Annotated in this window: 14 protein-coding genes; 3 read left to right on the top strand and 11 right to left on the bottom strand. The window is 63.9% G+C overall.

The window, feature by feature from the left end; translation table 11 throughout:
• Position 1 precedes the first annotated feature (1 nt).
• Both FJV83_RS23410 and FJV83_RS23415 read right to left on the bottom strand, forming a co-directional pair.
• Complete coding sequence (locus FJV83_RS23410) at positions 2-1,015, bottom strand: alpha-ketoacid dehydrogenase subunit beta (protein WP_142887360.1); 1,014 nt, start codon at positions 1,013-1,015, stop codon at positions 2-4.
• Between the two features lie 3 nt (positions 1,016-1,018).
• Complete coding sequence (locus tag FJV83_RS23415; protein ID WP_142877164.1) at positions 1,019-2,251, bottom strand: 3-methyl-2-oxobutanoate dehydrogenase (2-methylpropanoyl-transferring) subunit alpha; 1,233 nt, start codon at positions 2,249-2,251, stop codon at positions 1,019-1,021.
• A gap of 727 nt (positions 2,252-2,978) precedes the next feature.
• Between FJV83_RS23415 and holA the strand changes: the two genes are divergently transcribed.
• Positions 2,979-4,022 carry a DNA polymerase III subunit delta gene (holA, locus tag FJV83_RS23420; protein ID WP_142887359.1) on the top strand — a complete coding sequence of 348 codons (1,044 nt, stop codon included), beginning with the start codon at positions 2,979-2,981 and terminating at the stop codon, positions 4,020-4,022.
• A gap of 171 nt (positions 4,023-4,193) precedes the next feature.
• On the opposite strand, the gene FJV83_RS23425 is transcribed toward holA, so the two are convergent.
• The 6 genes from FJV83_RS23425 to mnmE form a co-directional block, all read right to left on the bottom strand.
• Entirely contained in the window at positions 4,194-4,817 is a 624-nt protein-coding gene (locus FJV83_RS23425; RefSeq protein WP_095789016.1) for a DUF1326 domain-containing protein, read from the bottom strand.
• 534 nt (positions 4,818-5,351) lie between these two features.
• A complete protein-coding gene (locus FJV83_RS23430) occupies positions 5,352-6,239 on the bottom strand; it encodes a ParB/RepB/Spo0J family partition protein (RefSeq protein WP_095775595.1) in 888 nt (295 codons plus the stop codon).
• 81 nt (positions 6,240-6,320) lie between these two features.
• Positions 6,321-7,118: a ParA family protein gene (locus FJV83_RS23435; RefSeq protein WP_019862172.1), complete on the bottom strand. Its 798-nt coding sequence runs from the start codon at positions 7,116-7,118 to the stop codon at positions 6,321-6,323.
• 55 nt (positions 7,119-7,173) lie between these two features.
• Entirely contained in the window at positions 7,174-7,806 is a 633-nt protein-coding gene (rsmG, locus tag FJV83_RS23440) for a 16S rRNA (guanine(527)-N(7))-methyltransferase RsmG (RefSeq protein ID WP_142887358.1), read from the bottom strand.
• The gene (mnmG, locus tag FJV83_RS23445) at positions 7,803-9,710 is read right to left on the bottom strand and encodes a tRNA uridine-5-carboxymethylaminomethyl(34) synthesis enzyme MnmG (RefSeq protein WP_142887357.1); all 1,908 of its coding nucleotides are present in this window, start codon (positions 9,708-9,710) and stop codon (positions 7,803-7,805) included. Before mnmG ends, rsmG begins: the two co-directional genes overlap by 4 nt.
• Positions 9,711-10,160: 450 nt before the next feature.
• Complete coding sequence (gene mnmE, locus FJV83_RS23450; protein WP_142887356.1) at positions 10,161-11,492, bottom strand: tRNA uridine-5-carboxymethylaminomethyl(34) synthesis GTPase MnmE; 1,332 nt, start codon at positions 11,490-11,492, stop codon at positions 10,161-10,163.
• A 59-nt stretch (positions 11,493-11,551) separates the two neighbouring features.
• Here mnmE and FJV83_RS23455 point away from each other — a divergent pair, with 59 nt between their 5' ends.
• On the top strand, positions 11,552-13,567 hold the full coding sequence (locus tag FJV83_RS23455; RefSeq protein WP_142887355.1) for a thioredoxin domain-containing protein: 2,016 nt from the start codon (positions 11,552-11,554) through the stop codon (positions 13,565-13,567).
• Between the two features lie 146 nt (positions 13,568-13,713).
• On the opposite strand, the gene rho is transcribed toward FJV83_RS23455, so the two are convergent.
• The 3 genes from rho to hemE form a co-directional block, all read right to left on the bottom strand.
• Positions 13,714-14,979: a transcription termination factor Rho gene (gene rho, locus FJV83_RS23460; RefSeq protein ID WP_095775599.1), complete on the bottom strand. Its 1,266-nt coding sequence runs from the start codon at positions 14,977-14,979 to the stop codon at positions 13,714-13,716.
• A gap of 164 nt (positions 14,980-15,143) precedes the next feature.
• A complete protein-coding gene (gene hemJ / locus FJV83_RS23465; protein ID WP_095789021.1) occupies positions 15,144-15,680 on the bottom strand; it encodes a protoporphyrinogen oxidase HemJ in 537 nt (178 codons plus the stop codon).
• Positions 15,680-16,711: a uroporphyrinogen decarboxylase gene (gene hemE / locus FJV83_RS23470; RefSeq protein WP_095789022.1), complete on the bottom strand. Its 1,032-nt coding sequence runs from the start codon at positions 16,709-16,711 to the stop codon at positions 15,680-15,682. The genes hemJ and hemE overlap by 1 nt, the downstream gene beginning before the upstream one ends.
• A 403-nt stretch (positions 16,712-17,114) precedes the next feature.
• Here hemE and FJV83_RS23475 point away from each other — a divergent pair, with 403 nt between their 5' ends.
• Positions 17,115-17,936, top strand: a complete 822-nt coding sequence (locus tag FJV83_RS23475) for a pyruvate, water dikinase regulatory protein (protein WP_095775602.1) — start codon at positions 17,115-17,117, stop codon at positions 17,934-17,936.
• Positions 17,937-17,972 lie beyond the last annotated feature (36 nt).

Consider the following 17,972-nt stretch of genomic DNA (forward strand, 5'->3'; position numbering starts at 1 on the left):
GTCAGGCCTCCATGGTTTCGATGAGCGCGCGGCCGACCCTGGCGGGACCAGGGAAATAGTCCCATTCCTGCGCGTGCGGATAGGGCGTGTCCCAGCCGGCGACCCGCGCCACCGGCGCCTCCAGATGGTAGAAGCAGCTCTCTTGAACCAGCGCCGACAGTTCGGCGCCGAAGCCGGAGGTCAGCGTCGCCTCGTGCACGATGACGCAGCGCCCGGTCTTCTTGACCGAAGCGACGATGGCGTCGAGGTCGAGCGGCAAGAGCGTCCTCAGGTCGATGATCTCGGCATCGATGCCGGTCTCCGCGACGGCGGCCTGCGCCACATAGACCATGGTGCCGTAGGCGAGCACGGTGACCGCCGAGCCGGCCCTGCGGATCGCCGCCTTGCCGAGCGGCACGGTGTAGTGCCCGTCGGCGACCTCGCCGAGCTCATGCTTCGACCAGGGCGTCACCGGCCGGTCGTGATGGCCGTCGAAGGGGCCGTTGTAGAGCCGCTTCGGCTCGAGGAAGATGACCGGATCGGGATCCTCGATCGCCGCGATCAGCAGCCCCTTGGCATCATGCGGGTTGGACGGCACCACCGTCTTCAAGCCGGAGACGTGCGTGAACAGCGCTTCCGGGGACTGGCTGTGCGTCTGGCCGCCAAAAATGCCGCCGCCGGTCGGCATGCGGACCACGATCGGGCAGGTGAAATCGCCGTTCGAGCGGTAGCGCAACCGTGCCGCTTCCTGGGTCAGCTGGTCGTAGGCCGGATACATGTAGTCGGCAAACTGAATTTCCACGCAGGGCTTCAGCCCGTAGGCGGCCATGCCGATGGCCGAGCCGACAATGCCGGATTCGTTGATCGGCGCGTCGAAGCAGCGGCTCTTGCCGTATTTGGCCTGCAGGCCTTGCGTGCAGCGGAAGACACCGCCGAAGAAGCCGACATCCTCGCCGTACACGACGACGCGTTCGTCGCGCTCCATCGACACGTCCATGGCGTCGCGAATGGCCTCGATCATGGTCCGTCTTGGCATGGCTCAGACTCCCGCCTGCTGGCGCTGGCGCCTGAGATGCGGCGGCATCTCGGCGTAGAGCCCCTCGAACATGTCGCGCGTCGACGGCTTGCCGCCGGCATGCAGCGTGCCGTGGCTTTCCGCCTCCTTCTGCGCCGCGATCACCGTGTCGAGGATTTCCGCCTCGGCCTGCGCGTGCCGCTCGTCCGACCAGACGCCGAGCCCGATCAGATGGTTCTTCAGCCGCACGATCGGATCGCCGAGCGGCCAGGCGTCGGATTCGGTCTTCGGCCGGTAGGCCGAGGGATCGTCCGAGCTCGAATGGGCGCCGGCGCGGTAGGTGACATATTCGACCAGCGTCGGTCCAAGGTTCTTGCGCGCGCGCTCGGCCGCCCATTTGGCCACCGCATGGACGGCGAGATAGTCGTTGCCGTCGACCCGAAGCGACGGGATGCCGAAGCCGAGACCGCGCGCCGCGAAGGTGCCGGAGCCGCCGCGCGCTATGCCTTGAAAGGTCGAGATCGCCCACTGGTTGTTGACGACATTGAGCACGACCGGCGCCTTGTAGGTGGAGGCGAACACCAGGGCGGAATGGAAATCGGATTCCGCCGTCGAGCCGTCGCCGATCCAGCCCGCCGCGATCTTCGAATCGTTCGAAATCGCCGAGGCCATCGCCCAGCCGACCGCCTGGATATACTGCGTCGCCAGATTGCCGGAGATGGAGAAGAAGCCGTGCTCCTTGGACGAATACATGATCGGCAGCTGCCGGCCCTTCAGCGGGTCGGCCTCGTTGGAATAGATCTGGTTCATCATCGTGACCATCGGATAGCCGTCGGCGATGAGCAGGCCGGCCTGCCGATAGGTCGGAAAATTCATGTCGCCCGGCGCGAGTGCCTTGCGGAAGGCGCAGCTCACCGCCTCCTCGCCCAGATGCTGCATGTAGAAGGAGGTCTTGCCCTGGCGCTGCGCCATCTGCATGCGCGCGTCGAAGGTCCTGAGCGTCATCATGTGGCGCAGGCCTTCCAGCAGCTCCTCATTGGAGAGCAGCCCGGCCCACGGGCCGACGGCTTTGCCATCGCGGTTCAGCACGCGGATGATGGAGAAGGCCATGTCGCGGATGGTGCGCGGATCGACATCGATGTCGGGGCGCGGCACCGAGCCGGCGGCTGCGATGGTCACGTTGGAGAAATCAGGCGTGCCGCCCGGCCGCACTTCCGGCTCCGGAACGTGGAAACGCAACATCCCAGCATCGGCCATGACCTTCGTCCTCCAATGTTGCCTGGCGCCGATATTTGCACATCCGCGCGTCCAGTGCGAATTCGCCGAAGGTCGTCGGACCGGCCGCGCCGGCCGATCCAGCCTCCCTGCGCCAAGATGAAGATATGTCCGCGAAATTTCTTGTCGATGTTTCACGGCGGCGCGCAATTTGGCGTAAGCTTGGGCCGGGCTTGTCGTCAGATAAGGCGATTGGCGCCGCGCCTTTCCTCTCCCCTGTCGATCGGGGGAGAGGTGTCGAGCGAAGCTCGACGGAGTGGGGGTCGACCTGACTCGCCCGTCGTTACTCAAGCCGGACAATGCCCTCCGCCCTTATCGAGGCCCTGTGATGAGTTGTCAGCGGCGGCGCATTTGAGGACCGCCTTCCCCCACTCCGTCGCTGCTTCGCAGCGCCACCTCTCCCCCCTCCGGAGGGAGAGGAAGGGCGTCGAGCTCGACGAAACCGCGCCTTGTCCTGTCGGTGGGCAACAGTTTGAACCGGATACATGGGTAACAGTTCTCTCCCTACGTGTCCGCCGCCGCGCCAAGCGGTTTGGTGGGCGCCAAGCTTGCCGAACTCGCGCTTTTCCTCTCCCCCGTCGATCGGGGGAGAGGTGGTTCGGCGAAGCCGAGACGGAGTGGGGTCGATCTTTGCCTCCAAATCCGCGTTTCTCCCCTCCCGTCTATCGAAGTCGTTCACCTCGCCCTCGTGCCATGCTAACCACCCCCCATGGCACAGAAGAAAGCTTTCGAGGTCGATTCCTGGCTCGCGCGGCCTGACGCGCGCATGTCCATCGTTCTGCTCTACGGCCCCGATCGCGGCCTCGTCTCCGAGCGTGCAAAGGCCTTTGCCGAAAAGACCGGCCTGCCGCTCGACGATCCCTTTTCCGTGGTCCGGCTCGAGGGTTCGGAGGTCGACCGCGATGAGGGCCGGCTGCTCGACGAGGCCCGCACCGTGCCGATGTTCTCCGACCGCCGCCTGCTCTGGGTGCGCAATGCCACCGGCCAGAAGGCGCTGGCCGAGGACGTCAAGGCGCTGACGGCGGAACCCGCGCGCGATGCCATCATCCTCATCGAGGCCGGCGATCTCAAGAAGGGCGTCGGCCTGCGCGCCGTGGTCGAAGCTGCGGACAACGCCATGGCGCTGCCTTGCTACGCCGATGAGGCGCGCGACATCGACACGGTCATCGACGATGAATTGCGCAAGGCCGGCATGTCGATGACGCTGGAGGCGAGACAGGCGCTGCGCCGCAATCTCGGCGGCGACAGGCTCGCTTCGCGCGGCGAGATCGAAAAGCTCATCCTCTACGCCCACGGCCAGAAGGAGATCGGCCTGGAGGATATCAGGGCGATGTCGGGCGACGTGTCAGGCGCCTCGTTCGACGACGCCGTCGACGCGCTGCTCGAAGGCAAGATCGGCGACTTCGACACCGCCTTCACCCGCCACTGCCAGTCGGGCGGCCCGCCCTTCCTCGTGCTGTCCTCGGCGATGCGCCAGTTCCAGCAGATTCAAATCATGCGCGGCCAGATGGACTCTGGCGGACGCAATGCCGCATCGGTCGTCGCAGGCGCGCGCCCGCCGGTTTTCTTTTCGCGGCGCAAGCTGGTGGAGAAGGCGCTGGAGCGCTGGAGCAGCGATGCGCTGAGCCGCGCACTGACCCGGTTGCAGACCGCGGTGCTGCAGACCCGCAAACGGCCCGATCTGTCCGAGGCACTGGCGCGCCAGGCGCTGCTCGGCATTGCGGTGGAAAGCGCCAGGCTGGGGCAGCGTTAGAGCAATTCCAGGAAGAGTGTGAGCGGTTTTCCCGGGGAAGCGCGTAGCACCTTCCCTTGGCAATTGCGTCAAAACAAAGAGTCGATCTTCGCCTTTTCGGCGCCGGGCGCTGCCCATAAGTCAATCCATTGTCATGGCGCCCAGCGGTTGGAAGGTCGGCGGCGCCAACGGCTACTGGCCGGACCAATTGATCGGGGCGTAATGTCCGTTTTGGCCGGAATTGTCCCAGCTCATGCCATGGTCGCTGAACGTGCTGCCTTGCGCCCCCATCGCCATGCCGAGCCAGTCGGGATTGACGGGATGGCCGGTGGCCGCCCACATCTGCCCGTCCTCGCGCATCGTCGGCAGCGGTTCGACCGCCATCTGCATGACGCCGGCAATCGCCGCCGACCGCTTCTTGCCGTCTATCCGGTAGTCTATCGGCACCTTCTTGGCGCCGAGGTTCGTGCCGATCAAGGGTGCCAACACCGCCATCGGGCCACCCGCGGCGCCAGTGAAGATGGCCCCCAGCGCCTCTGTCTGCCCGTCATCGGCCCGTTCGTCGATATAGGCGGCGGCCGTCCAATTGCCGTCTGCCATCGGACCCGGCGTGTGAGCGACCAATGCGACACTGAGCCCGTCCAATCGAACGTCGCCGTAATTGCCCGTATCGATGTGAAAGACCAGGCCGACGTCGCAAACGCCTTTCGTCGGCCTCGATGTCAGCTGCGCCTTGGTGGACAGCAGGCAAGGACACACGACATCGCAGCTGCAATTTTCGAAGTAACTTCCGGACAATTGCCAACGGACTGCCATTTGCACCTCCCATGCGTCAGGCGCGTCGGCATATCATTCTGGCGAGGCGATGCCATTTCACGACTATTGCTGGAATGGCAAACAGCCCTCGCCGCGACCGGCACGCTAGGGCAATTAATTTAAGCCATATCTAATATTAATTGCGCCGTTGCCCGGCACTGTCAAGCCGCGGGCACGAGGGCTGGCGATTGGCGAAATCGGCAACGCTGCAATCTCCCCCCTCGAGGGGGAGATGCCCGGTAGGGCAGAGGGGGGCGCCGTAGAGCGCTGCCTCGGCCAGCTTCGACTGGCCGAGAGACTTACCTGAAGCTGCATCACTATCCATTGAGATGTCGGCGGGCCAGCGCCCCCCTCTGGCTTGCCAGCCATCTCCCCCACAAGGGGGAGATCGGCCAATCGCCCACCGCCGCCGCCAGCATCGCCCCCCCATCAGCTCGTGTCGCCAACCCTGGCAAAACGAAAGGGCTGACCCAACAGCCAGCCCCCCTTTTCTGCGTTAAATCAAGCTTCCGCTTGATGTCATTCGCCGGCTAACTACCGCTCCTGCTTCAATCTCCGGCACAGCTCGTCCAGTTGCTCCAGCGAGCGGTAGGACACCCGTAGCTCGCCGCCCTTGCCCTTGTGATCGATGGCCACGATCATGCCGAGCGTATCGGTCATCAGCTTTTCCAGGGCCAACGTGTCGGTATCCTTTTCCGGCGCGGCTTGCGGCTGCTTCGGCTTGGCCGGCGTGGGGCCGGTCGGCATCTGCGCCAGCGCTTCGGCCTGGCGCACGGAAAGCCCTTCCTCGACGATGCGCTTGGCAAGGCCGGCCGGATCTTCCGCCGTCACCAGCGTGCGGGCATGGCCGGCCGACAGCGCGCCGTCGACCAGCATGTCGCGGATGACATCCGGCAGCTTCAGCAGCCGGAGCGTGTTGGCGACATGGCTGCGGCTCTTGCCGATGACATTGCCGAGATCGGCCTGGGTGTAGCCGTGCTCGTCGATCAGCTGCTGGTAGCCCAGCGCTTCCTCGACGGCATTGAGGTCGGTGCGCTGGACGTTCTCGATGATCGCCAGCTCGAGCGCGGTGCGGTCGTTGACCTCGCGGATGATGACCGGGATCTCGGTCAGCCCGGCACGCTGTGCCGCCCGCCAGCGCCGCTCGCCGGCGATGATCTCGTAGCGGCCCGCCTGCGTCGGCGACGGCCGCGCCACCACCGGCTGCACCACGCCATGTTCGCGGATCGACTGGGCAAGATCGGTCAGTTCGGCGTCGCCAAAGTGCCGGCGCGGATTCTTCGGGTTGGGGCTGAGAAACTCGATCGGCACCTTGCCGTCGGCGCTCATGCCGGGCTTTTCCGGAGCCGCCGGACGATCGATCTCGCCGATCAGTGCCGCCAGGCCACGGCCCAGTCTTTTCCTCGAAAGGTCTTCGCTCATGTCTATTCCAGGTCTATTTAGGATAATCGTCTTGAGATCGTTTCGGTATCGAATCGGCTGCTAATTCTGGATCCGATCCAATCAAGCGGCGCGCAATTTGCGCTCGCGGCGGATCACTTCCGAGGCCAGCTGCAGATAGGCCTGGCTGCCCGAGCACTTCAAATCGTAAAGGATCGCCGGCTTACCGTAGGATGGCGCCTCCGATACCCGCACATTGCGCGGGATGATGGTTTCGTAGACCTTGTCGCCCATATGCTGGCGGACATCCTGCACCACCTGGTTGGCGAGATTGTTGCGGCCGTCATACATGGTCAGCACGATGCCCTGGATGGTGAGGTCCGGATTGATCGACCGGCGCACCTGCTCGACGGTTTCCAGCAACTGGCTCAAGCCTTCGAGCGCGAAGAACTCGCATTGCAGCGGCACCAGCACCGAATCGGCCGCCGCCATCGAATTGAGCGTCAGCAGATTGAGCGAAGGTGGGCAGTCGATCAGCACATAGCCGAAGCCGGCCGACCGCGCTGAAGCGGCACGCAACGCGTTGCGCAGCCGCAGCACCCGGTCGGGCGCCGAGGCGATCTCCATCTCGATGCCGAGCAGGTCGAGCGTCGACGGCACGATCGACAGGCCGGGCACGGCCGTCGGAATGGCCGCGGCTTCCAGCTCCAGCTCGCCGGTCAGCACGTCGTAGGACGAGACCGTGCGGTCCTTGCGGTCGATGCCGAGGCCGGTGCTGGCATTGCCTTGCGGGTCGAGGTCGACGATCAGCACCTTTTCGCCGATCGCGGCCAGAGCGGTGGCCAGATTGATGGCGGTGGTGGTCTTGCCGACCCCGCCCTTCTGGTTGGCTACGGTGATGATTCGGGGGCCGTTCTTCATGGGTTTATGCCAGAAATTCATTTTTGGGTCGCCAAATAGCCCGTCAAGTCGAAGATCAGACAGGTCGCAGGTTAGACAATTCCAGGATGACGCCATGGGGGTCCGTCACACTGGCATGTTCTACCAGATCGAAGGCCCATCGGTTAACGCTTTCTTGCACTTCGGCGCGATAATCCCGGCCTTTATGGAACAGGCCGCGCGCGCCTGATGTCAGCCACGGCGCCGACAGGTCGAGCAGGACCGAAAGCGAGGCCAGAGCCCGTGCCGTGACGATTTGTGGTTGCGAAACAAGCGCATGGCTGTCCTCGATCCGCCGCGCGACAACCCGCGCCGGCAGGTTGAACTGGCCGATGACGGTCTGCAGGAACGACGCCTTCTTGCGGTTGCTCTCCACCAGATCGATGCTGGCCCCGTCGCGCTCGGCGAGCAGGAAAGCCATGACCAGGCCGGGAAATCCGCCGCCCGAACCGATATCGACCCAATGCGTGGCATTGGGTTCTATGCGTGCCAGCTGCGCGCTGTCGAGGATGTGGCGCTGCCAGACATCGCCCGCGGTCGACTGCGCGACCAGATTGATGCTGCGATTCCATTTCTGGAACATTGCTTCGAACGCCACCAGGCGATCAAATGTTTCACGTGAAACCGTGCCGGACGCGTCCTGCAGGCTCTTCCAGGAGAAAGAGCTCACGCAACGACCCTTTGTTCGCTCTGGGGCCTTTGCTCGCTCTGGAGCCTCTGCGCACTCTCACAGTGGCGGACATGCGCGACGATGATCGCCAGCGCCGCCGGCGTCATGCCCTCCATGCGCTGCGCGTCGGCGATGGACCGCGGCCGCCGCGCCTGCATCTTCTGCTTCAACTCATTGGACAGGCCCGGTACGCCGGTGAAATCGACCGTCTCCGGGATCAGCCGCCTCTCTTCGTGGCGGATCTGAGCGACATCACTCTTCTGCCGGTCGAGATAGACCGAATATTTCGCTTCCGTTTCGAGGCGCTCGGCGGTCCTGGCGTCGATCGCCGCGAACCGAGGCTCGATCCTGGCCAGCCAGGCGACATCGACGTCGGGATAGGCCAGCAGCTCATAACCGGACCGGCGCACCCCGTCCCGGTTGATCTCCAACCCATGCCGCGCCGCCTCGTTGGGGGTCATCGCCACCGATCTGGCCAGTTCGCGCGCCGCATCGAGCCGCTGCATGACATCGCCATAGCGCTGCATGCGATGCGCCGAGGCGATCCCCAGTCTCTCGGCGACAGGCGTCAGCCGTTCATCGGCATTGTCGGCGCGCAATGACAGCCGGAATTCTGCCCGCGAGGTGAACATGCGGTAGGGTTCGCTGATGCCGCGGCTGGTCAGATCGTCGACCATCACGCCGATATAGGCTTCGGTGCGGCTGAGCACGATCTGCTCGCCGCCGGACGCCCGCCGCGCAGCGTTGAGGCCAGCGAGCAGGCCCTGCCCGGCGGCCTCCTCATACCCGGTCGTGCCATTGATCTGCCCGGCGAGAAAAAGACCGGCGACACGTTTCGTCTCCAGCGTCTGATGCAGCTCGCGCGGATCGACGTGATCATACTCGATGGCATAGCCCGGCTGCAGCATGGTCGCATGCTCGAGCCCGGGAATTGTCTTGAGGATGTCGAGCTGCACATCCTGCGGCAGCGAGGTCGAGATCCCATTGGGATAGACGGTGTCGTCGTCGAGCCCTTCCGGCTCCAGAAAGATCTGGTGGCCGTCGCGGTCGCCGAACTTGACGATCTTGTCCTCGATCGACGGGCAATAACGCGGCCCGACGCCTTCGATCGACCCGGAATACATGGCGGAGCGGCCGAGATTGGCGCGGATCAGCTCATGCGTGGCCGGCGTCGTGCGGGTGATGCCGCACTCGATCTGCGCTGTGGTGATACGGTCGGTCATCAGCGAGAACGGCACGGGATCCTCGTCCGCCGCCTGGCTTTCCAGAGACGCCCAGTCGATGGATTTTCCGTCCAGCCGCGGCGGCGTACCGGTCTTCAGCCGGCCGAGCTTGAAACCGGCACCGTCCATCGTCGCCGACAGGCCAAGGCTCGCCTGCTCGTTCATGCGGCCGGCGACGATCTTCTTCTCGCCAATATGAATGAGGCCGCGCAGGAAGGTGCCCGTCGTCAGGACCACGGCGCCGCACGCAAGTCTGCGGCCGTCGGCCAGCAGGACAGCGGCGATCCGCCCTTCGTTGATTTCGAAATCCAGCACCTCGCCCTCGACCACGTCGAGATCGTTCTGCTGCCGAATCGCTTCCTGCATGGCAAGGCGATAGAGCTTCCTGTCGGCCTGCGTGCGCGGCCCGCGCACCGCCGGCCCCTTGCGGCGGTTGAGCAAACGGAACTGGATGCCGGCTGCATCCGCCACCCGGCCCATCAGCCCGTCCATGGCGTCGATTTCGCGGACCAGATGGCCTTTGCCGAGCCCGCCGATTGCGGGATTGCACGACATCACGCCGATCGTATCGAAGCGCAGCGTCACCAGCGCTGTCTTGGCGCCGGCGCGCGCGGCAGCGCTGGCCGCCTCGCACCCGGCATGGCCGCCGCCCACCACAACCACATCATAGTGATCGGTCATTTCAAATCCTGGACTCAAAAAGAGATTGAGGGACACATGTCCCCGCAGCACCAAGCTGTCAAGAAAACTTCGCGGCAAGTTTCACGTGAAACAGAGTGAACGGCACGTCCGGCGATGTTTCACGTGAGTCACGGCAAGGGATTGCCGAAGCGTCCCCAACTTCGTCATCCACGGGCGAAGCAGGAGCGAAGCTCCGTCGCGGAGACCCGAGGATCATGCCGTGACCGAGGTCGAAGGGTGCAGCGGCGCAGAATTCTGCACCGTTGCGGCGCGTCAGAGTCGCGGCATGGATCCCTTGGGCTGCGGAGCAGCTCCAGGGGTCTGCGCCGCGTCGCTTCGCTCCTTGCTCCGCCATAGGTGACGAAGCGGTTGATGTCTTCGCCAGTCGCACCAGTATCCGTAATCGCAGAGGTCCAGCTCACATCAGTCCAAGCAATTGTTTCACGTGAATCATTTCCCGATGCAGAACTGCGAAAAGATCACGTCGAGCATATCCTCGACATCGATCGCGCCGACGATTCGGCCCAGGCTGTCCGCCGCCAGCCGCAGCTCTTCGGCGCGCAGTTCCTGGCCTGCGGCACCCTCGGCAGCAGCGCGAAGCAAATGCCGATTCGCTTCACCAAGCAGTTCGACATGGCGCAGGCGCGACGGCAGAACATCGCCGACATGACCGGCCGCTTCCGCGGCGCGACGGCCGATTTCGGCGAGCAGCGCCTCCACGCCGATGCCATTCATAACTGAAATGACGAAGTCGTATCTGCCGGCCGCATCACCGGCCGCCTGCTCATCCAACAGGTCGAGCTTGGTGCCGACGCGCAACAGAGGTGCCGTAGACTCGACCGAGCCGATGCCCCTGGGAGCCAAAATGTCCTCCAGCAGCAGCAAGAGATCGGCGCGGTCGGCCTTGGCTCGCGCCTTCTCGATGCCGATCGCCTCGACCTTGCCCGGCGCCTCGCGCAAGCCGGCCGTATCCGTCAGCCTGACGCGCAGGCCGCCGAGGTCCAGCGTCACCTCGAGCAGGTCGCGGGTCGTGCCGGGCTCATCCGTTACAATAGCTGCATCGCGCCGCGCCAAGGCGTTGAACAGACTCGACTTGCCGGCATTCGGCGCGCCGAGAATCACCACCTCGAAGCCGTCGCGGATGATTTCGGCCGCATGAAATCCGGCGATGTGGCGATCGATTTCGCCGATCATCGCCCGGACATCCGACCAGACCGTCTCCGAAACGGATCCCGGCACATCCTCCTCATCGGCAAAGTCGATCTCCGCCTCGATCATCGCGCGCGCGTGGATCAGCCGGCGCCGCCAACTCATATAGAGCTCGCTCTGGACACCCTCGGCATTCTGGACCGCAAAGCGTCGCTGCGCCTCCGTTTCGGCACTGACCAGATCCGCCAGCGCCTCCGTCTCGACTAGGTCGAACTTGCCATTGAGGAAGGCCCGGCGGGTGAATTCGCCCGGTTCGGCGTGCCTGACGCCCTCAAAGCCGGCGATCGTCTCCAGCATCCTGGCCACCACGGCGCGTCCGCCATGGACATGGAATTCGGCGACATCCTCCCCGGTAAAGCTGGCCGGACCGGGAAAGAAGATGACCAACCCGCTGTCCAGTATGGTTCCATCGGGCGCCTTGAGCCTGCGCAGGAGCGCCGCCCGGTCCTTAACCATGCCACCGGCGATCGTTTCGACCACGAATCGAGTCCGTGGGCCGGAAATGCGCAGCACGGCGACGCCGGCCGGAAGCCGGCCGCTCGACAGCGCAACGATCGAATCGCCTGAAATCATTTGCCCGCTCTGTTGAACCGCCCTAGCCTCGCGCCTTCAAACAACCCGAGTTGCCCATCGTGACATTGCCCGCGCAAAACCTGCTTGCCGAAGAGGCCAGCCCCTATCTGCAGCAGCACAGCGGCAATCCCGTGCATTGGCGGGCCTGGTCCACGGCATCGCTCGAAGAAGCAAGGACTCTCGATCGCCCGATCCTGCTCTCCGTCGGCTATGCCGCCTGCCACTGGTGCCATGTCATGGCGCATGAAAGCTTCGAGAATGACGGCGTCGCCGCCGTCATGAACCGTCTGTTCGTCAATATCAAGGTCGACCGCGAGGAGCGACCCGACATCGACCAGATCTATATGGCCGCGCTCTCCTCGATGGGCGAGCAAGGCGGCTGGCCGCTGACCATGTTCCTGACGCCGGACGGCAAGCCATTCTGGGGCGGCACATATTTTCCGCGCGAGGCGCGCTATGGCCGCCCGGGCTTCATCCAGGTCATGGAAGCGGTCGACAAGGCCTGGCGCGAGAAGCGCGACAGCCTGCACCAGAGCGCCGACGGCCTGACCTCCCATGTCGAGGCGCGGCTCTCCGGCACGCATGCCAGGCAGAGCCTCGACCGCGGCACGCTCACCGACCTCGCCGGCCGCATCGACGGCATGATCGACCGCGACCTTGGCGGCCTGCGTGGCGCGCCGAAATTCCCCAACGCGCCATTCATGCTGACGCTGTGGCTGTCCTGGCTGCGCGATGGCAACGCCGCGCATCGTGACGACCTGCTGGTCAGCCTGGAACGGATGCTGGGCGGCGGCATTTACGATCATATTGGCGGTGGGCTCAGCCGCTACTCAACCGATGCGGAATGGCTGGTGCCGCATTTCGAGAAGATGCTCTACGACAATGCCGAGCTGATCCGCTTCTGCAACTGGGCCTTTTCGGCAAGCGGCAATCATTTGTTCCGGATACGAATCGAAGAGACGGTCGACTGGCTGCTGCGCGAAATGCGCGTCACCGGCGGCGCCTTCGCAGCCAGCCTCGACGCCGACAGCGAAGGCGAGGAAGGGCTGTTCTACACCTGGAACCGGCAAGAGATCGAAGCCGTCCTCGGTAGCGATTCAGCCTTGTTTTTTAAATACTTCACGCTATCTGCCCCGCATGGCTGGGAAGGCAAGCCGGTCGTCCATCAAACCCGTGGCCAGCAAGCCCAAAGCGTGGCCGACCGCGAAAAACTCATGCCGCTCAAAGCCAGGCTTCTCGCGGTGCGGGAGGAGCGCGTCAGGCCAGGCCTCGATGCCAAGACCCTCACCGACTGGAACGGCCTGATGATCGCGGCACTCGCCGAGGCCGGTCGCTCGCTGGGCCGGCCCGACTGCATCGAGGCAGCGGCCAAGGCGTTTGCCCACATCTCCGGCGCCAGCCGCGACGGCCGCTTGCCGCATTCCATGCTTGGTGCCAGAAAACTGTTTCCCGCTTTGTCGAGCGACTACGCCGCCATGGCCAATGCGGCGATCTCGCTGTTCGAGGCGTCCGGCGATTGGAGCTACATCGACCAGGCGAAGCAGTTCATCGAACAGCTCGACCATTGGCATGCCGACGACACCGGTACAGGCTACTATCTGACCGCCTCGGACAGCACCGACGTGCCGATCCGTATCAGGGGCGATGTCGACGAGGCCATTTCCTCAGCCACCAGCCAGATCATCGCGGCACTCGTGCGGCTCGCCTCCGTTACCGGCGATCTCGATCTCGGCGAAAAAGCCTGGAAAATCGCCGAACATGCGGCCGGCCGCGCCGCGCACCAGGCCTATGGCCAGGCCGGCATCGTCAATGCCTGCGCGCTCGCCATCGAGCCTTTGAAACTGGTCATCGTCGACATTCCAGAGGATCCAAAGCTCGTTCCGGTTGCGAATCGGTGCCCCGACCCGCGCCGCGTCGACATCATTGCCGCGATTGGTTCGGAAACGAATCGACCCTTGCTGCCCGGCGGGATTCTGCCACCGGCCGACAAAGCCGGTGCCTGGCTGTGTACCGGGCAGGTGTGTTTGCCGGTGGTGACGGATGCTGGAGAGCTGGAGCGGCTGTTGCGGCGATAGCTCCTCACCCTCCCCCTCGTGGGGAGGGTCGGCTTGCGATCGTGGCGAAGCGTAGATCGGGAGACGGGGGGTGAAACGCCAGCCTCAGTGCTGACCCCCGCCCCGCTGCGCGGATCGACCCTCCCCACAAGGGGGAGGGTAAGCCCTTACGTATTCATCGAATCGAAGAAATCGGCATTGGTCTTGGTCTGCTTCAGCTTGTCGATGAGGAACTCGATCGCATCGGTCGTTCCCATCGGCGCCAGGATGCGGCGCAGCACGAAGATCTTCTGCAAGTCCGCGCGCGGCACCAGCAGGTCTTCCTTGCGGGTACCGGACTTCAGTATGTCCATCGCCGGATAGATGCGCTTGTCGGCGACCTTGCGGTCGAGCTGGATTTCGCAGTTGCCGGTGCCCTTGAACTCCTCGAAGATGACTTCGTCCATGCGGCTGCCGGTGTCGATCAGCGCGGTCGCGATGATGGTCAGCGAGCCACCTTCCTCGATGTTGCGGGCGGCGCCGAAGAACCGCTTCGGCCGCTGCAGCGCATTGGCGTCGACACCGCCGGTCAGCACCTTGCCGGATGACGGCACGACGGTGTTGTAGGCACGGCCGAGGCGGGTGATGGAATCGAGCAGGATGACGACGTCACGGCCATGCTCGACCAGCCGCTTGGCCTTCTCGATGACCATCTCGGCAACCTGGACGTGGCGCACCGCCGGTTCGTCGAAGGTCGAGGAGATCACCTCGCCCTTCACCGAGCGCTGCATGTCTGTCACTTCCTCCGGCCGCTCGTCGATCAAAAGCACGATCAGATAGCATTCCGGGTGGTTGGCGGTGATCGAGTGGGCAATGTTCTGCATGAGAACCGTCTTGCCGGTCCGCGGCTGCGCGTTGATCAACGCGCGCTGTCCCTTGCCGATCGGCGCGACCAGGTCGATCACGCGCGCCGAGATGTCCTTGCTGGTCGAATTGTCGATCTCCATCTTCAGCCGCTTGGTCGGATAGAGCGGCGTCAGATTGTCGAAATGGATCTTGTGACGGATCTTTTCAGGGTCGTCGAAATTGATGGTATTGACCTTGAGCAGCGCGAAATAGCGCTCGCCTTCCTTCGGGCTGCGGATCGGCCCTTCGACCGTATCGCCGGTCTTCAGCGAAAAGCGCCGGATCTGCGACGGCGAGATGTAGATGTCGTCGGGACCTGGCAGGTAGTTGGCATTGGCAGAGCGCAGGAAGCCGAAGCCATCCTGCAGGACTTCGACCACACCGTCGCCGATGATCTCGATATCCTGTGCGGCCAGCTTCTTCAAGATCGCGAACATCAGCTCCTGCTTGCGCATGACGCTGGCGTTCTCGACCTCGAGCGATTCGGCATAAGCGATCAGCTCTGGCGGCTTCTTGTTCTTGAATTCGGTAAGTTTCATTTCTTGCATAGACGGACTCTGGGTGCGCTTTGGGAGAAAAATATCGGCGGGATGCGACAAATGCCGGGCGCGGCCGAAAATAATGAGGGGCGGCGCATGACGGGAAGGAAGACCCGTCTTTTATCGTCGGTCGGATCAAAGAGCAAGCAGCGTTTTAAGGGGCCTGATCGGCCTCAGAATGGCTTGACGACAACCAGGATCACGATGGCGATCATCAGCAATGTGGGGATCTCGTTGACGATCCGCCAGTGCCTCGCCGGTTTTTCGTTGCGATCTTCGGCGAATTTCCGCACCGCGCCGGCCAGATAGCCGTGAACGGCGGACAAAAGCAGCACCAGGCCGATCTTGGCGTGCAGCCAGCCCCCCTGGAAGCCGAAGATTTTCCAGGCGAGCCAAAGGCCGAACACCCAGGTGACGATCATCGCCGGATTGATGATGCCGCGCAGCAGGCGCCGCTCCATCACCTTGAAGGTCTCCGACTGCGCCGACCCTTTCGCGGCATCGACGTGATAGACGAACAGCCGCGGCAGATAGAGCATGCCGGCCATCCAGGAAATGACGGCAAGGATATGGATCGCCTTTGCCCAGGGATAGAAACTTTCTGGCGCGACGAAAAACAGAAGCGCCGTCAGCACGATCAGCACAACGATGCTGACGATCATGCGCATCATCGCCTGTCCGGTGCTGTTGGTGTTGTTTGTCTCATTCATCAGCGTGTCGCGCTCCTCACCTGCTTCACCATCGCCTCGACATGCGCGATCGGCGTCTCCGGCGTGATGCCGTGGCCGAGATTGAAGATCAGCGGCCCGTCTCCCAGCGCTTTCAGGATCGCCTCGACGCCGTCCGACAGCGCCTTGCCGCCGGCCACCAGCCGTAGGGGATCGAGATTGCCCTGGACCGCACCCGATCGCTGCAAATCCTTCGCCGCCGCCAGCGGCACCGTCCAGTCGATCCCCAGCCCCGTCACGCCGGTCTTCTGGCGATAGGTGCGGTAGCGGGCGCCGGCGCCCTTGGGGAAGCCGATGATCGGCACATCGGGATGGACGGCCCGTACCTGCCTGACGATCTCGGCCACCGGCCAAACGCAAAACTGGTCGAACGTCGCATCGTCGAGCACGCCGGACCAGGAATCGAAAATCTGCACCACATCCGCCCCGGCTTCGATCTGCCGGATCAGATAGGCCGCCGAATGGTCGGCAAGCACCTTCAGGAGATGTTGAAACGCCGCCGGCTCGCGATAGGCGAACAGCCGCGCCGGCGCCTGGTCTGGCGTGCCATGGCCGGCGATCATATAGGTCGCCACCGTCCACGGTGCGCCGCAGAAGCCGATCAGCGTGGTTTCATCAGGCAGTTTTGCCCGCAGCCGGCGAACCGTCTCGTAGACCGGTTCGAGATTCACGTGAAACACATCGCCTTCCAGAGCCATGATCTCGGCCACCGAGATCGGCGTCAGCAGCGGTCCTCGCCCTTCCTCGAAGCGCACGTCGCGGCCGAGCGCGTGCGGAACGACAAGGATGTCGGAGAACAGGATCGAGGCATCGAAGCCGAAGCGCTCGATCGGCTGCAAGGTCACTTCCACCGCAAGGTCGGGATCGTAGCACAGGTCGAGGAACGAACCGGCACGCCTGCGCGTTTCGCGATACTCCGGCAGATAACGTCCGGCCTGACGCATCATCCAGAGCGGAGGCGGAAAGTGCGCCTCGCCCTTCAGGACGTCCAGCATGATCCGGCTTTTGGGCATTGAGCGCTCGCCTCTCCCGGCCTTCCTATAATCAAAGATTCTTATATCTAAGATTCTTCTGATTCTAAGAGTCTGTTGGTTGTGGTGGTTGTCACCTGTCCCGCTTCGTCAGCCAAAAAGCCAGCAAGCATATTGTCGCGCGCTCGCCTCTCCCAGCCTCGGGGTTCTGGGGACAGTCCGGAATCCGTCATCGGAGTCAAAGCGTTAGCAAGCCAAGGAAGAGCCCCGCCCTGTGGATGGCCGAAAGGCAAAAGGGACCGTCCCCAGATTTGTCCCCAGCCGGCCGGCGAAGCTGACAGAGCATCGAATTGTGGACAAACTGCCATCTGATACAGTCGCTCCCGACCGGCCGCTCTTTCTGTCCCGGCTTATCCACATCCGCCCACAGCCCCAGGTGATCCCTGTGAACAAACCCCAGAGCTTCTTTCACCTGCACCTGATTTCCGACGCGACCGGCGAAACGCTGCTCGCCGCCGGGCGGGCGGCTTCGGCGCAATACAAGGACGCGCGGGCGATTGAACACATCTATCCCCTCATCCGCACCGAAAAGCAGGTGGCCAAGGTGTTCGAGGACATAGAGGAGGAGCCGGGCATCATTCTCTATACGGTCGTCGACCAGAAGCTGGCGCGCGGCATCGACGAGCGCTGCGCCACCATGGGCCTGCCCTGTGTGTCGGTGCTGGAGCCGGTGCTCACCGTCTTCCAGTCCTATCTCGGCACGCCGGCCGGCCGCCGCGTCGGCGCCCAGCACGTTCTCGACGCCGAATATTTCCGCCGCATCGATGCCCTCAACTTCACCATGGACCATGATGACGGCCAGCTGCCGGCCAATATGGACGATGCCGATGTCGTGCTGATCGGCATTTCGCGGACGTCGAAGACGCCGACCAGCATCTATCTCGCCAACCGCGGCATCAAGACCGCCAACATCCCGATCGTGCTCGGCGTGCCGGTGCCGGAAAGCCTGGTTGCCGCCAAGACGCCGCTGATCGTCGGGCTGATCGCCACCGCCGAGCGCATTTCGCATGTCCGCCAGAACCGCATCCTAGGCAACAGCAGCTCCTACGTGCCGACCGACTATGTCGACCGCGCCGCCATCAACGAGGAACTCGCCTACGCCCGCCAGATCTGCACGCGCCATGGCTGGCCGATGATCGACGTCAGCCGCCGCTCGATCGAGGAAACGGCCGCGGCGATCGTTGCCCTGCGGGGGAAGTCGCGCTAGGGCAAACGAGATACGTGCGTGACGGAACGCCGACCC

This window comes from Mesorhizobium sp. WSM4307 (genome assembly GCF_007003945.1).
GTDB lineage: Bacteria > Pseudomonadota > Alphaproteobacteria > Rhizobiales > Rhizobiaceae > Mesorhizobium.

Coding starts and splice junctions, on each gene's coding strand:
- FJV83_RS23410 (WP_142887360.1), bottom strand. CDS start 1,015: ATGCCAAGACGGACCATGATCGAGGCCATTCGCGACGCCATGGACGTG.
- FJV83_RS23415 (WP_142877164.1), bottom strand. CDS start 2,251: ATGGCCGATGCTGGGATGTTGCGTTTCCACGTTCCGGAGCCGGAAGTG.
- holA (WP_142887359.1), top strand. CDS start 2,979: ATGGCACAGAAGAAAGCTTTCGAGGTCGATTCCTGGCTCGCGCGGCCT.
- FJV83_RS23425 (WP_095789016.1), bottom strand. CDS start 4,817: ATGGCAGTCCGTTGGCAATTGTCCGGAAGTTACTTCGAAAATTGCAGC.
- FJV83_RS23430 (WP_095775595.1), bottom strand. CDS start 6,239: ATGAGCGAAGACCTTTCGAGGAAAAGACTGGGCCGTGGCCTGGCGGCA.
- FJV83_RS23435 (WP_019862172.1), bottom strand. CDS start 7,118: ATGAAGAACGGCCCCCGAATCATCACCGTAGCCAACCAGAAGGGCGGG.
- mnmG (WP_142887357.1), bottom strand. CDS start 9,710: ATGACCGATCACTATGATGTGGTTGTGGTGGGCGGCGGCCATGCCGGG.
- mnmE (WP_142887356.1), bottom strand. CDS start 11,492: ATGATTTCAGGCGATTCGATCGTTGCGCTGTCGAGCGGCCGGCTTCCG.
- rho (WP_095775599.1), bottom strand. CDS start 14,979: ATGCAAGAAATGAAACTTACCGAATTCAAGAACAAGAAGCCGCCAGAG.
- hemJ (WP_095789021.1), bottom strand. CDS start 15,680: ATGAATGAGACAAACAACACCAACAGCACCGGACAGGCGATGATGCGC.
- hemE (WP_095789022.1), bottom strand. CDS start 16,711: ATGCCCAAAAGCCGGATCATGCTGGACGTCCTGAAGGGCGAGGCGCAC.